At 40.2% G+C, this 12508-nt stretch carries 22 protein-coding genes; all 22 read right to left on the reverse strand.

The window, feature by feature from the left end; all coding sequences use genetic code 11:
• Positions 1-798: an energy-coupling factor transporter transmembrane component T family protein gene (locus C9J36_RS13730; RefSeq protein WP_066168926.1), complete on the reverse strand. Its 798-nt coding sequence runs from the start codon at positions 796-798 to the stop codon at positions 1-3.
• Positions 795-1667 (reverse strand): energy-coupling factor ABC transporter ATP-binding protein, encoded by an 873-nt coding sequence (locus C9J36_RS13735; protein ID WP_066168924.1) that lies wholly within the window; start codon positions 1665-1667, stop codon positions 795-797. The genes C9J36_RS13730 and C9J36_RS13735 overlap by 4 nt, the downstream gene beginning before the upstream one ends.
• A complete protein-coding gene (locus C9J36_RS13740) occupies positions 1643-2488 on the reverse strand; it encodes an energy-coupling factor ABC transporter ATP-binding protein (protein ID WP_066168921.1) in 846 nt (281 codons plus the stop codon). The genes C9J36_RS13735 and C9J36_RS13740 overlap by 25 nt, the downstream gene beginning before the upstream one ends.
• A gap of 473 nt (positions 2489-2961) precedes the next feature.
• Entirely contained in the window at positions 2962-3342 is a 381-nt protein-coding gene (gene rplQ, locus C9J36_RS13745; RefSeq protein ID WP_066168918.1) for a 50S ribosomal protein L17, read from the reverse strand.
• A 54-nt stretch (positions 3343-3396) separates the two neighbouring features.
• Entirely contained in the window at positions 3397-4341 is a 945-nt protein-coding gene (locus tag C9J36_RS13750) for a DNA-directed RNA polymerase subunit alpha (RefSeq protein ID WP_066168916.1), read from the reverse strand.
• A gap of 145 nt (positions 4342-4486) precedes the next feature.
• Positions 4487-4876 carry a 30S ribosomal protein S11 gene (rpsK, locus tag C9J36_RS13755; protein WP_036151912.1) on the reverse strand — a complete coding sequence of 130 codons (390 nt, stop codon included), beginning with the start codon at positions 4874-4876 and terminating at the stop codon, positions 4487-4489.
• A 26-nt stretch (positions 4877-4902) separates the two neighbouring features.
• A complete protein-coding gene (rpsM, locus tag C9J36_RS13760; protein WP_066168912.1) occupies positions 4903-5268 on the reverse strand; it encodes a 30S ribosomal protein S13 in 366 nt (121 codons plus the stop codon).
• Between the two features lie 23 nt (positions 5269-5291).
• Positions 5292-5405 (reverse strand): 50S ribosomal protein L36, encoded by a 114-nt coding sequence (gene rpmJ / locus C9J36_RS13765; RefSeq protein WP_000868344.1) that lies wholly within the window; start codon positions 5403-5405, stop codon positions 5292-5294.
• A 37-nt stretch (positions 5406-5442) separates the two neighbouring features.
• Positions 5443-5661 carry a translation initiation factor IF-1 gene (gene infA / locus C9J36_RS13770; protein WP_042478660.1) on the reverse strand — a complete coding sequence of 73 codons (219 nt, stop codon included), beginning with the start codon at positions 5659-5661 and terminating at the stop codon, positions 5443-5445.
• Positions 5662-6086: 425 nt separating this feature from the next.
• On the reverse strand, positions 6087-6740 hold the full coding sequence (locus C9J36_RS13780) for an adenylate kinase (RefSeq protein ID WP_107943490.1): 654 nt from the start codon (positions 6738-6740) through the stop codon (positions 6087-6089).
• A gap of 70 nt (positions 6741-6810) precedes the next feature.
• On the reverse strand, positions 6811-8115 hold the full coding sequence (gene secY, locus C9J36_RS13785) for a preprotein translocase subunit SecY (RefSeq protein WP_066168906.1): 1305 nt from the start codon (positions 8113-8115) through the stop codon (positions 6811-6813).
• On the reverse strand, positions 8115-8555 hold the full coding sequence (rplO, locus tag C9J36_RS13790) for a 50S ribosomal protein L15 (RefSeq protein ID WP_066168902.1): 441 nt from the start codon (positions 8553-8555) through the stop codon (positions 8115-8117). Before rplO ends, secY begins: the two co-directional genes overlap by 1 nt.
• Before the next feature lie 34 nt (positions 8556-8589).
• Positions 8590-8772, reverse strand: a complete 183-nt coding sequence (rpmD, locus tag C9J36_RS13795) for a 50S ribosomal protein L30 (RefSeq protein WP_201261960.1) — start codon at positions 8770-8772, stop codon at positions 8590-8592.
• A 10-nt stretch (positions 8773-8782) separates the two neighbouring features.
• Positions 8783-9286 carry a 30S ribosomal protein S5 gene (gene rpsE / locus C9J36_RS13800; protein WP_066168896.1) on the reverse strand — a complete coding sequence of 168 codons (504 nt, stop codon included), beginning with the start codon at positions 9284-9286 and terminating at the stop codon, positions 8783-8785.
• Between the two features lie 21 nt (positions 9287-9307).
• Positions 9308-9667, reverse strand: a complete 360-nt coding sequence (gene rplR / locus C9J36_RS13805; protein ID WP_066168893.1) for a 50S ribosomal protein L18 — start codon at positions 9665-9667, stop codon at positions 9308-9310.
• A 34-nt stretch (positions 9668-9701) separates the two neighbouring features.
• A complete protein-coding gene (gene rplF / locus C9J36_RS13810) occupies positions 9702-10241 on the reverse strand; it encodes a 50S ribosomal protein L6 (protein ID WP_066168890.1) in 540 nt (179 codons plus the stop codon).
• Positions 10242-10272: 31 nt separating this feature from the next.
• Positions 10273-10671: a 30S ribosomal protein S8 gene (gene rpsH, locus C9J36_RS13815; RefSeq protein ID WP_042478650.1), complete on the reverse strand. Its 399-nt coding sequence runs from the start codon at positions 10669-10671 to the stop codon at positions 10273-10275.
• Positions 10672-10702: 31 nt separating this feature from the next.
• Complete coding sequence (locus C9J36_RS13820; RefSeq protein ID WP_004233656.1) at positions 10703-10888, reverse strand: type Z 30S ribosomal protein S14; 186 nt, start codon at positions 10886-10888, stop codon at positions 10703-10705.
• 21 nt (positions 10889-10909) lie between these two features.
• Positions 10910-11449, reverse strand: a complete 540-nt coding sequence (rplE, locus tag C9J36_RS13825; RefSeq protein WP_042478649.1) for a 50S ribosomal protein L5 — start codon at positions 11447-11449, stop codon at positions 10910-10912.
• A 28-nt stretch (positions 11450-11477) separates the two neighbouring features.
• Entirely contained in the window at positions 11478-11786 is a 309-nt protein-coding gene (gene rplX, locus C9J36_RS13830; RefSeq protein ID WP_042478647.1) for a 50S ribosomal protein L24, read from the reverse strand.
• A gap of 38 nt (positions 11787-11824) precedes the next feature.
• A complete protein-coding gene (gene rplN / locus C9J36_RS13835; RefSeq protein ID WP_004233650.1) occupies positions 11825-12193 on the reverse strand; it encodes a 50S ribosomal protein L14 in 369 nt (122 codons plus the stop codon).
• A 43-nt stretch (positions 12194-12236) separates the two neighbouring features.
• Positions 12237-12500 carry a 30S ribosomal protein S17 gene (gene rpsQ / locus C9J36_RS13840; protein ID WP_066168887.1) on the reverse strand — a complete coding sequence of 88 codons (264 nt, stop codon included), beginning with the start codon at positions 12498-12500 and terminating at the stop codon, positions 12237-12239.
• Between the last annotated feature and the right edge of the window lie 8 nt (positions 12501-12508).

A 12508-nucleotide genomic window follows, 5' to 3' on the forward strand; every position in this document is an offset into this window, starting at 1 on the left:
CTAGTTTCGGCAAAATACAAGCAATGCCGTCAGTATGACAAGGGACACTAAGCAAATTGTATCGCGATAATCCCATTTCAATTGACGATAGCGTGTTCTCCCTTCGCCACCACGATAGCCACGCACCTCCATCGCTGTCGCTAAATCCTCGGCACGCTTAAAGGCACTCACAAAAAGTGGAACAAGCAATGGAACAACTGCCTTTAAACGATTTTTTAATGGACCAGCGCTTAAATCTGAGCCTCGTGCCATTTGAGCTTTCATAATTTTATCTGTTTCATCCATTAGAGTTGGGATAAAGCGTAATGATATTGACATCATGAGTGCGAGCTCATGTACAGGCGCTTTTAATTTCTTTAATGGATTCAATAGCACTTCCAAACCGTCCGTAATTGAAATCGGCGATGTCGTTAATGTTAAAATGGATGTCATAAAAACAAGCACTAAAAAGCGGATTGAAATAAAAATACCTTGTCTCAAGCCTTGCTCATAAATTTTTAAAAAGCCCAAATCTAATACAACTGCTCCCTCACGCGTAAATAGCGTATGCAGTAAAAACGTAAATACCATTAAAAAGATAATTGGCTTCAAACCATTAATTAAAAAATAGAGTCGAATGCGGGAAATCAATACAATGAACAACGTAAATGCAAGAAGTAACCCGTAAGTGATTATATTGTTTGCTAAAAAGACAACAATGATAAAGGCAAATACGAAAATGAGCTTAGCACGCGGGTCAAGCTTATGTACGAAGGAATTTCCAGGAATATAGCGCCCAAAAATCATTTTCTCCATCATTGTTGGTCACGCCCCTTCTTTACAACCTGTGCTAATTCAATCGCTAACTCTTCCTCTGTTAAGCATATTTTCGGCAAAATTTCACCTATAAGCTTTTCAACTCGATGCTGGAAACGAATGATACGTGGTGGCTCTAAGCGATATTTCGCTAATGTCTCCACGTCTGCAAAAATCTCCCTCGGCTGCCCAGTTAGCACACAGCGCCCTTCATGCATAATGGCAACTTGATCAGCGTAGCGTGCAGCATCCTCCATACTATGTGTTACGAGAATTGTCGTTAATCCTTGCTGCTTATGCAACTGGTAAAACATGTCCATAATTTCTTTTTGACCACGTGGGTCTAAGCCTGCTGTCGGTTCATCTAATACGATAACCTCTGGCTGCATCGCTAAAACACCTGCAATTGCCACACGACGCATTTGTCCCCCTGATAAATCAAAAGGTGACTTTTCTAACACTTCGTCAGGTAATCCAACAAGTGTAATTAGCTCACGTGCACGTCGCTCTGCCTCTTCTTCCGAAACGCCAAAATTCATCGGACCAAACATAATATCTTTTAATACTGTTTCTTCAAATAGTTGATGCTCTGGAAATTGAAAGACAATGCCTACTTTTTGGCGTATAGGCTTTAATTCCTTTGCCTTTTTGCCTGCTTCAATTACGCGCTCACCGATGTGCACCTCACCCGTAGATGGTTTTAATAATCCATTAAAATGCTGTAAGATTGTTGATTTCCCTGAGCCTGTATGTCCGATAATTGCTTGATAGGTCCCGTGAGTAATCGTCAAATCCACATCAAATAGCGCATATTTCTCAAAGGGTGTATCTTTTCCATAAGCATAACTTACTTGTTGAAGTTTGATGTCCATAAATCATTCACCAGCTCTTCTTCTGTCATATGTTGTCCTAACAGCTTTACACCTTGTTGCTGCAGGAGCTTTGTCATCTTCATCGCAAAAGGTAAATCTAAGCCAAATGTAATTAATTGCTCACCTAATGAAAAAATTTCGCTCGGTGTACCTTCTGCGTATTTTTTACCATCATTCATAAAAATAATACGGTCTGCTAGCATCGCTTCCTCTAAATCGTGTGTAATCGAAATAACGGTAAGTCCGATTTTTTCACGCAAGGCTTGAACGGTACTTAACACCTCATCACGCCCTTGTGGGTCTAGCATCGATGTAGCCTCGTCTAATATTAAAACTTTCGGGTGGATTGCTAAAGCGCCTGCAATGGCAACCCGCTGCTTTTGTCCACCAGATAAGTGATGTGGTTCATGGTTATAAAACTGATCCATCTTTACTTGCTTTAATGCATCTTTTACGCGTGCTACCATCTCTTCATAGGGCACACCGTTATTTTCTAAGGAAAATGCAACATCATCTTGTACTGTTGCACCAACAAATTGATTATCAGGATTTTGAAATACCATACCCATTTTTGAACGTACATCCCACAGGTTTTCCTCTGTTAAAGCATTAAGTAAAACGCGTACTTCCCCTTCAGCAGGAAATAGTAAGCCATTCATTAGCTTCGCTATTGTCGATTTGCCTGAGCCATTATGGCCCACAATGGCAATCCACTCACCTTGCTGCACGGTAAATGAAATATTTTGCACAGCTTTGCGCGCTGTTTCATCCTCAGGTGTATAGGAGAATGTCACATTGTGAAAAGATAAAATTTCTGTCATGGCTCTGCTACCCCTCTCTTTCTCCACTCCACTATTAAAATTACACTGTTTGCAAAAATTATGCTACCTTTCCCACATATATAAAAATAAAGCACGTTAACAAGCAGGAAATGCCTAAACGTACTTTATGTTTATGTATGTGCATATGGTAAAGTTGGTGATGTAAACCAATATCCCATACAATAAAAAAGCGCGCACCTCATTCAGAGAAATGCGCTTATCACTACATTAAGGAGAATACGGCTGCTCATTTCCGTACTCTGAATGAATGAGGTGCGGAGAGCTAGACGAGACGCCAACAACATAGTGTTCCGCTCATCATAACGCTCAGCTTAATTATTTGTCGTATAAATCATTTTAATTACACACAAATATGTAATTAATTATTTACAGAAAGGGAGTGCCAGCGTTCATAGGTGAACTAGGCATCCCCTCTAAAACAACTGTGTTATTGGCTGAATCGCTGAATTAAATTAAACTAATTCAATTACAACTACAGGTGCGCCGTCTCCACGACGAGGACCTACTTTTAGGATACGAGTGTAACCACCTTGACGCTCTGCGTAGCGTGGTGCAACATCATCGAACAATTTTTGTAGTGCGAATGAAGTCGTTTCGTTACCTTCTTCGTCAGTTGCCGTTACTAGCTCACGACGGATAAATGCAGCCGCTTGACGACGAGCATGTAAATCACCGCGCTTACCTAAAGTAATCATTTTTTCAACAGCTTTACGAACTTCCTTCGCGCGAGCTTCAGTAGTTTCGATGCGCTCGTTGATGATTAAGTCAGTAGCTAAGTCACGTAACATCGCTTTACGTTGAGAACTTGTACGACCAAGTTTTCTGTAACCCATGGATGTTTCCCTCCTTTAAAAAATATCTGATCTTGCTGTATATTTCAAATTCGCTTAGTCTTCTTTACGTAATCCTAAACCAAGCTCTTCTAACTTCGCTTTAACCTCTTCTAAAGACTTGCGACCAAGGTTGCGCACTTTCATCATATCGTCTTCTGATTTATTCGCTAATTCAAGCACCGTATTGATGCCTGCACGCTTTAAACAGTTGTAAGAACGAACAGAAAGATCTAGTTCTTCGATAGTCATCTCTAAAACTTTCTCTTTTTGGTCTTCTTCTTTTTCGACCATGATTTCAGCAGTTTGCGCTTCATTCGTCATGCCTACGAAAATGTTTAAATGCTCTGTTAAAATTTTCGCTCCAAGTGAAATCGCCTCTTTTGGACCGATGCTTCCATCTGTCCATACATCAAGTGATAACTTATCGTAATCAGAGTTTTGCCCAACACGAGTGTTTTCCACTTGGAAATTGACGCGTGAAACTGGAGTGTAAATAGAGTCGATCGGGATCACGCCGATAGGAAGATCCTCACGTTTGTTTTGATCAGCAGGAGTGTAGCCACGACCACGTTGCGCATACATACGCATACGTAAATGACCGTTTTTAGCGATTGTTGCAATATATAGATCTGGATTTAAAATTTCAACGTCACTGTCATGTGTGATGTCAGCAGCAGTTACTGTGCCATCACCTTTTACATCAATCTCAATGACTTTTTCTTCGTCAGAGTAGATTTTTAAAGCTAACTTTTTCACGTTTAAGATAATTGAAGCAACATCTTCTACAACGCCTTCTACAGTAGAGAATTCGTGTAATACGCCGTCAATTTGTATTGACGTTACAGCAGCTCCTGGTAATGAAGACAGAAGGATACGACGTAAAGAATTTCCCAAAGTGTTTCCATATCCGCGTTCTAGCGGTTCTACAACAAACTTGCCATATTTGACATCTTCGCTGATCTCCACTGTCTCAATCTTTGGTTTTTCAATTTCGATCATTCAATTTACCCTCCTTCAAAACATCAATGTATAGGTTCATACCATCATAGTTGTTATTCTTGATTGACTTTACTAATAAGTTGCACAAGACATTTGCACAAAGAAATGATGTACTTAAAGAACTACGCTCTTTAAGCTGCACCCATTACACGCGACGACGTTTTGGCGGACGGCAACCGTTATGTGGAACTGGAGTAACGTCTTTAATAGCAGTTACTTCTAAACCAGCAGCTTGAAGTGCACGAATTGCAGCTTCACGACCTGCACCAGGACCTTTAACAGTTACTTCCAACGTTTTCAGACCATGTTCAAGGGATGCTTTTGCAGCTGTTTCTGCAGCCATTTGCGCAGCAAATGGAGTAGATTTACGTGAACCACGGAAACCAAGAGCACCAGCACTTGACCATGATACAGCGTTACCTTGCATATCTGTAATCGTTACGATTGTATTGTTGAATGTAGAACGGATGTGTGCAATACCAGATTCGATATTCTTTTTCACACGACGTTTACGAGTTTGTTGTTTACGAGCCATGTTAAGAAGGAACCTCCTTTACTTAATTATTTTTTCTTATTCGCTACAGTTTTACGAGGACCTTTACGCGTACGTGCGTTGTTCTTCGTATTTTGACCACGAACAGGTAGACCACGACGGTGACGGATACCACGGTTACAACCGATTTCCATCAGACGTTTAATATTAAGTGAAACTTCACGACGTAAGTCACCTTCCACTTTAAGTGAGTCTAATTGTTCACGGATTAGGTTTAATTGATCTTCAGTTAAGTCGCGAACGCGGATATTTTCGTCAATACCTGCAGCTGCTAATACTTTTTGTGAAGTTGTTTTACCAATACCGAAAATGTAAGTTAATGAAATTACAACGCGTTTGTCGCGAGGAATATCAACACCAGCAATACGTGCCATTTACGTGTGCACCTCCTTATTTATTATCCTTGTTTTTGTTTGTGTTTAGGATTTTCACAGATTACCATTACTTTACCGCGTCGGCGAATTACTTTACACTTTTCGCAGATCGGTTTCACAGATGGTCTCACTTTCATCTAACCTAACCTCCTTAATAGTCCGGAGTGCAAAAGATTATTTAAAACGGTATGTGATACGACCGCGAGTTAAATCATATGGAGATAACTCAATAGTAACCTTATCTCCTGGTAGAATGCGGATAAAGTGCATACGAATCTTTCCAGAAACATGCGCAAGCACTACATGCCCATTTTCTAATTCTACCTTAAACATCGCGTTTGGCAAAGTCTCAACAACTGTCCCTTCGACTTCAATTACATCATCTTTCGCCATTAACTCTCGTCTCCCTTCTATATGCAATTTCTGACTACCTAATCCGGTAATCATTATAACTGTTTTCTTCCGTTATTTAGAAGCAACTCGTCTCAACATATGCTTGGATTGTATGAGAGATGTTCGAAAGACGCTCGTCTGGTTTCGCTTCACACAATCCATGGAATTGAACAGATCCCGGTTTAGGAAGCTGTATTCCTTATGTTAACACGATAGCCGGAATGTCTTGGATGAGAGATTCATACCCGTTACACAGATGCTTCCACGAAACCCTCTATACAATAATCGGATCATCACACAAAACCGTGCTCCCCTCTCTCGTATTAATTGGGTACAATATGCTTTTGCAACTCTCAAAAATTATGTTTCGTTGTTGCCTCCGCATGCCTCCCGCGAAAGCAGTTAACTTGCGCCTGGGTCGGGTATCAGCTGCGGCCGCTCTGTAATAGAGCATCAAGATCAGCAAATACTTTGTTAATATCTTGCTGTCCATCAATATTCGTTAAAACACCTTTAGCTTGGTAAAAGTCAAGTAAAGGCTGCGCTTGGTTCATATTTACTTCCAAACGATTTGTTACCGTTTCTGGATTATCATCTGCACGTGTATAAAGCTCGCCACCATCTTTATCACATTTGCCTTCTACCGCTGGAGGGTTGAAAACTAAATGATAAGAGGCGCCACAGCTCTTACAAATACGACGTCCACTTAAACGTGCTATTAATTCATCTTTATCAACTTGGATATTAATCGTATGTTCGATTGCACGACCAAGGCTTTCAAGAATGCCATTTAACGCCTCGGCCTGAGGAACTGTACGCGGGAATCCATCTAATAAGAATCCTTTTTCGCAGTCTGGTTGTGATAATCGCTCACGTACGATACCGATTGTTACTTCATCAGGTACTAATGCACCTTGATCCATAAACGATTTAGCCTGTAAGCCAAGCTCAGTACCGTCCTTAATAGCTGCACGGAACATATCGCCTGTAGAAATATGAGGGATTGCGTACTTCTCAACAATTTTGTCTGCCTGTGTACCTTTACCAGCACCCGGCAGGCCCATTAAAACGATATTCATACGAAGTTTCCCCCTAAAAGCTACTGTGTCTAGCTGGTTAAGGAAACGAAATCGTTCCCTAAAACCAACATTATTTCATAAAGCCTTTATAATGACGTTTCACTAGTTGTGACTCTAATTGCTTCATTGTTTCAAGTGCTACACCAACTACGATAATCATACTTGTTCCACCGATTTGAGCAGAAGCAGGTAAGTTCATAAATGTAGTGAATAAAATAGGCATAACAGAGATGACACATAGGAAGATAGCGCCAACGAAAGTTAAACGATAAAGAACTTTTGTTAAATAAGCCTGCGTATCATTACCTGGACGAATGCCCGGAATGTATGCACCTTGTTTCTTTAAATTGTCTGCTACATTTTCTGGGTTCACTTGAACGAACGCATAGAAATATGTGAAGGCAATGATTAAAGCGATATAAAGAGTTAGACCTATTAATCCAGTCGTTTGCTTATAATCAAACATACTTGTAATAAATCTTGTAACACTATTTTCACCGAAGAATGTCGCCAAAGTTTGCGGTGTTACAATAAACGCCATCGCAAAGATTACCGGAATAACCCCTGCAGCATTTACCTTTAACGGTAAGTGCGTTTGTTGACCACCTGCTTGAGGCGCACGACCAGTTACTCGCTTTGCATATTGAATTGGAATTTTACGCAACGCTTGGTTAACATAAATTACTCCAACAATAACTGCAAGAAGAACTAGTACTAACAAGGCAAGAATGACAATTCGAATGAATAGTTGCTCGCCTGCACCTTCGATTTGTTGTGCATAAACTTGGTTAACTGCAGTTGGAATTGCTGCAACGATACCAGCAAAGATAATAATGGAAATACCATTACCTACACCATTTGCTGTAATTTGCTCAGACAGCCATAATAGGAAGGCAGTACCTGCTGTAAGCACAATTGCGATAGTTAAATACGAACCAACGCTAGTGTCTGTAATCAATGAGCCGCCATAAAGCTGGTTAAAGCCAAATGACATAGCAAATGATTGGATTAGCGCTAAAATGATTGTAAAATATCGTGTGAATTGTGCTAACTTACGGCGACCAACTTCACCTTGTTTAGCCCATTCTGCAAATTTAGGTACAACATCCATTTGCAATAACTGCACAATAATTGAAGCAGTAATGTATGGCATAATCCCCATCGCAAAGATAGAGAAGTTTGCCAAGGCACCACCACCGAAAGTATTTAAGAAGCCAATAATATTAAATTCATCAGCAGCTTTCAATACATTTGCGTCGACGTTTGGTACGGGAATAAACGTCCCGATACGGAAAACGATGAGCATTAATAATGTAAAGATGATTTTATTTCGTATATCTCGAACGCGCATAAAGTTAGAGATCGTTTGAAACATTAGATCACCTCAGTTGTTCCGCCAGCATTCTCAATAGCTTCTTTCGCAGAAGCTGAGAATTTATGAGCTTTTACTGTAAGCTTTTTTGTTAAAGTTCCGTTACCTAAAACTTTAATACCAGCTTTTTCATTACTCACAATACCAGTTTCTACTAATAATGCAGTAGTTACCTCTGCACCATCTTCAAAACGGTTTAATGCATCAAGGTTAACGATAGCGTATTCTTTACGGTTAATATTTGTAAAGCCTCGTTTAGGTAAACGACGGAATAGTGGGTTTTGACCACCCTCAAATCCTGGGCGAACGCCGCCGCCAGAACGAGCGTTTTGACCTTTGTGACCTTTACCTGCAGTTTTACCGTTACCAGAACCGATACCACGACCAACTCGGTTACGTACTTTACGTGATCCTTCTGCTGGTTTCAACTCATGAAGTTTCATTATGAGTGGCACCTCCTTGTTCAATGATATGAAATTAGATTTCTTTTACAGTAACTAAGTGAGCTACTTTTGTAAGCATACCGCGAACAGCTTCGTTATCAGCGTGTTCAACAGTTTGATTCGTTTTGCGTAATCCAAGAGCCTCGATTGTTTTACGTTGTGCTGGTTTTGTACCAATCACAGATTTAGAAAGGGTAATTTGTAATTTAGCCATTATAATTCCCCCCTTATCCTAATAATTCTTCCACTGATTTACCGCGAAGTTTTGCAACATCCTCAGCTTGCTTTAATTCAGTTAAACCTGCAATAGTTGCACGCACCATGTTAATTGGTGTGTTTGAACCTAGAGATTTTGAAAGAATATCAGTAATACCAGCTAACTCTAATACAGCACGTACTGGACCACCAGCGATAACCCCTGTACCTGGAGCAGCAGGTTTAATTAATACTTTACCTGCGCCAAAGCGACCTTGCACTAAGTGTGGAGTAGTTCCACCTACGCGTGGTACTTCGACTAAGTTTTTCTTCGCGTCTTCAACAGCTTTACGGATTGCGTCTGGCACCTCTTGTGCTTTACCAGTACCGAAACCTACATGGCCGTTCTTATCTCCAACAACAACAAGTGCTGTGAAGCGGAAGCGACGTCCACCTTTAACAACTTTCGCTACACGGTTAATTGTAACTACGCGTTCTTCAAGTTGCTCTAATTTGTTTGCGTCAATGCGACTCATGAAGTATGTCCCTCCTTCTTATTAAAATTCTAAGCCGTTTTCACGTGCAGCTTCTGCTAAAGCTTTCACACGTCCATGATATAAGTAACCACCACGGTCAAATACAACAGCAGTAATATTTTTTTCCGCAGCGCGTTTTGCGATTGCTTCACCGATTTTAGCTGCTGCTTCAACGTTAGATCCGCTACCCTCGAAAGCTTTTTCTTGTGTATTGGCAGATACTAAAGTTACACCAGCAACGTCATCGATTAATTGTGCGTAAATGTTCTTGTTAGAACGGAATACGTTTAAGCGTGGACGCTCAGCAGTACCCGTAATTTTTGAACGTACACGTGCATGACGTTTTTTACGAACCTGATTTTTATCTTGTTTCGTAATCACAGAGGTCACTCCTTTCTAATGCTTGCTTTTAGCATTATTTACCTGTTTTACCTTCTTTACGACGAACGTATTCGCCTTCATAACGAATTCCTTTGCCTTTATATGGCTCTGGAGGACGAACGTCACGGATGTTAGATGCTAATGCACCAACGCGTTCTTTGTTAATACCTTTAACGATAATTTTCGTGTTTGAAGGAACTTCAATCTCTAAACCTTGTTCAGGTGTAAACTCTACTGGATGAGAGTAACCTACGTTAAGTACAAGTTTGTTACCTTGCAATTGAGCACGGTAACCTACCCCGATAAGTTCTAGAGTACGAGAGAAACCTTCAGAAACACCCGTTACCATGTTAGCTAATAACGCACGAGTTGTACCGTGGTTTGTACGGTGTTCTTTCGATTCAGATGGACGAACAACAGTGATGATGTTGCCTTCTTGCTCGATTTTCATATCTTGATTAAATTGATTAACTAATTCACCTTTTGGACCTTTAACAGTTACTGTATTGTCATCAGTGACAGTGACAGTTACGTTAGCAGGTACCTCGATAAGTTTTTTACCTACGCGAGACATGTAAGTTGCACCTCCATTCTTTTGTTACTAATTACCAAACGTATGCTAAGATTTCTCCGCCAACTTGTTTAGCGCGAGCTTCTTTGTCAGTTAATAAACCTTGTGAAGTTGATACTAAAGCGATACCAAGACCGTTTAATACTTTAGGTACTTCGTTTGTTTTAGCGTATACACGTAAACCAGGTTTAGAAATACGTTTTAAACCAGTAATTACACGCTCATTATCTTTACCGTATTTTAAGAAGATACGGATGATTCCTTGCTTGTTATCTTCAACATACTCAACGTCACGTACGAAACCTTCACGCTTTAAGATTTCAGCGATTTCTTTCTTTAAGTTAGAAGCAGGAACTTCTAATTTCTCGTGACGAACCATGTTCGCATTACGAATACGAGTAAGCATATCTGCAATCGGATCAGTCATTGTCATGAAAATTTACCTCCTTCCCAAAATTAGGGGATTACCAGCTGGCTTTTTTAACGCCAGGAATTTGTCCCTTATATGCAAGTTCACGGAAACAAATACGGCAAAGCTTAAATTTGCGATATACAGAATGTGGACGACCACAGCGTTCACAACGTGTATATTCTTGTACTTTAAACTTTTGCTTACGTTGTTGTTTAACGATCATTGATTTTTTAGCCACGTTTTCGCCCTCCTTGTTTAATTACTTTTGGAACGGCATACCGAATTGTGTCAATAACTCGCGAGCTTCTTCATCAGAATTCGCAGTCGTTACGATCACGATGTCCATACCGCGTACCTTCGAAACTTTATCGTAATCGATTTCTGGGAAAATCAATTGTTCTTTCACACCTAATGTGTAGTTACCGCGACCGTCGAATGCTTTTTTAGAAACACCGCGGAAGTCACGTACACGTGGTAGTGCGATAGAAATTAATTTATCCAAGAATTCATACATACGCTCACCGCGTAATGTAACTTTAGCACCGATAGGCATACCTTCACGTAAACGGAAACCTGCAATCGATTTTTTCGCTTTCGTTACAACTGGCTTTTGACCAGTGATAGTTGCTAATTCTTCTACAGCAGCATCTAGTGCTTTAGAGTTTTGTACAGCGTCACCAACACCCATGTTAATAACGATTTTCTCTACTTTTGGCACTTGCATTACTGATTTATATTCAAACTTGCTCACTAGAGCAGGTGAAACTTCATTTACAAATTTTTCTTTTAGGCGGCTCATGTTCGTACCTCCTTTCTCGTTTTACTTGTTAGTCGATTACTACACCTGATTTTTTTGCAACACGAACTTTTTTACCATTTTCGATTTTGTAACCTACACGAGTCGGCTCGCCAGATTTTGGATCGATTAGCATTACGTTCGATACGTGGATTGCAGCTTCTTGAGATACAATACCACCTTGTGGGTTTAACTGGTTAGGTTTGATATGCTTTTTAACGATATTAACGCCTTCAACAAGAACACGGTCTTGTTTTGGGAAAGCAGCTAAAATAACGCCTTCTTTGCCTTTATCTTTACCAGTAATAACTTTTACCTTGTCGCCCTTTTTAACATGCATTGTGTGTCGCACCTCCTTGATTGGTACTGTCATGAAAATTAAAGAACTTCTGGAGCTAGAGAAACGATTTTCATGAAGTTGCTGTCACGTAGTTCACGTGCAACAGGTCCGAAAATACGAGTTCCGCGTGGTGACTTATCATCTCTGATAATAACGCAAGCATTTTCATCAAATTTAATGTAAGTACCATCTTTACGACGAACGCCAGATTTTGTGCGAACGATAACAGCCTTAACAACGTCACCTTTCTTGACAACGCCACCTGGTGTTGCTTTCTTAACTGTACATACGACGATATCGCCGATGTTAGCAGTTTTACGTCCAGAACCACCAAGTACTTTAATAGTTAAAACTTCACGTGCACCTGAGTTGTCAGCAACTTTCATACGACTTTCTTGTTGGATCACTTAGGTTACCTCCCTTCGGAATAGGTATTTTCCGAAATAGTTATTAGATAATAACCGCTTTTTCTACAACTTCCACTAGACGGAAATGTTTAGTAGCTGATAGCGGGCGAGTTTCCATGATACGTACGATATCACCGATTTTCGCAGTGTTTTGCTCATCATGAGCTTTGAACTTTTTAGAATATTTTACACGTTTGCCATAAAGCTTGTGCTTTTTGTATGTTTCAACTAATACTGTAACAGTTTTGTCCATTTTATCTGAAACAACACGGCCTGTGTAAACTTTGCGTTGGTTACGCTCAGTCATGCCAGAAA

This window comes from Metasolibacillus fluoroglycofenilyticus, from assembly GCF_003049645.1.
Classification (GTDB): domain Bacteria; phylum Bacillota; class Bacilli; order Bacillales_A; family Planococcaceae; genus Metasolibacillus; species Metasolibacillus fluoroglycofenilyticus.

Coding starts and splice junctions, on each gene's coding strand:
- C9J36_RS13740 (WP_066168921.1), bottom strand. CDS start 2,488: ATGACAGAAATTTTATCTTTTCACAATGTGACATTCTCCTATACACCT.
- C9J36_RS13735 (WP_066168924.1), bottom strand. CDS start 1,667: ATGGACATCAAACTTCAACAAGTAAGTTATGCTTATGGAAAAGATACA.
- infA (WP_042478660.1), bottom strand. CDS start 5,661: ATGGCGAAAGATGATGTAATTGAAGTCGAAGGGACAGTTGTTGAGACT.
- rpsM (WP_066168912.1), bottom strand. CDS start 5,268: ATGGCACGTATTGCTGGTGTTGATATTCCTCGCGACAAACGCGTTGTA.
- rpsE (WP_066168896.1), bottom strand. CDS start 9,286: ATGAGTCGCATTGACGCAAACAAATTAGAGCAACTTGAAGAACGCGTA.
- C9J36_RS13750 (WP_066168916.1), bottom strand. CDS start 4,341: ATGATCGAAATTGAAAAACCAAAGATTGAGACAGTGGAGATCAGCGAA.
- rplF (WP_066168890.1), bottom strand. CDS start 10,241: ATGTCTCGCGTAGGTAAAAAACTTATCGAGGTACCTGCTAACGTAACT.
- secY (WP_066168906.1), bottom strand. CDS start 8,115: ATGTTTCAAACGATCTCTAACTTTATGCGCGTTCGAGATATACGAAAT.
- rplQ (WP_066168918.1), bottom strand. CDS start 3,342: ATGGGTTACAGAAAACTTGGTCGTACAAGTTCTCAACGTAAAGCGATG.
- rplO (WP_066168902.1), bottom strand. CDS start 8,555: ATGAAACTTCATGAGTTGAAACCAGCAGAAGGATCACGTAAAGTACGT.
- rplE (WP_042478649.1), bottom strand. CDS start 11,449: ATGAGCCGCCTAAAAGAAAAATTTGTAAATGAAGTTTCACCTGCTCTA.
- C9J36_RS13780 (WP_107943490.1), bottom strand. CDS start 6,740: ATGAATATCGTTTTAATGGGCCTGCCGGGTGCTGGTAAAGGTACACAG.
- rpsK (WP_036151912.1), bottom strand. CDS start 4,876: ATGGCTCGTAAACAACAAACTCGTAAACGTCGTGTGAAAAAGAATATC.
- rplX (WP_042478647.1), bottom strand. CDS start 11,786: ATGCATGTTAAAAAGGGCGACAAGGTAAAAGTTATTACTGGTAAAGAT.
- C9J36_RS13730 (WP_066168926.1), bottom strand. CDS start 798: ATGATGGAGAAAATGATTTTTGGGCGCTATATTCCTGGAAATTCCTTC.
- rpsQ (WP_066168887.1), bottom strand. CDS start 12,500: ATGACTGAGCGTAACCAACGCAAAGTTTACACAGGCCGTGTTGTTTCA.
- rpmJ (WP_000868344.1), bottom strand. CDS start 5,405: ATGAAAGTGAGACCATCTGTGAAACCGATCTGCGAAAAGTGTAAAGTA.
- rpsH (WP_042478650.1), bottom strand. CDS start 10,671: ATGACAATGACTGATCCGATTGCAGATATGCTTACTCGTATTCGTAAT.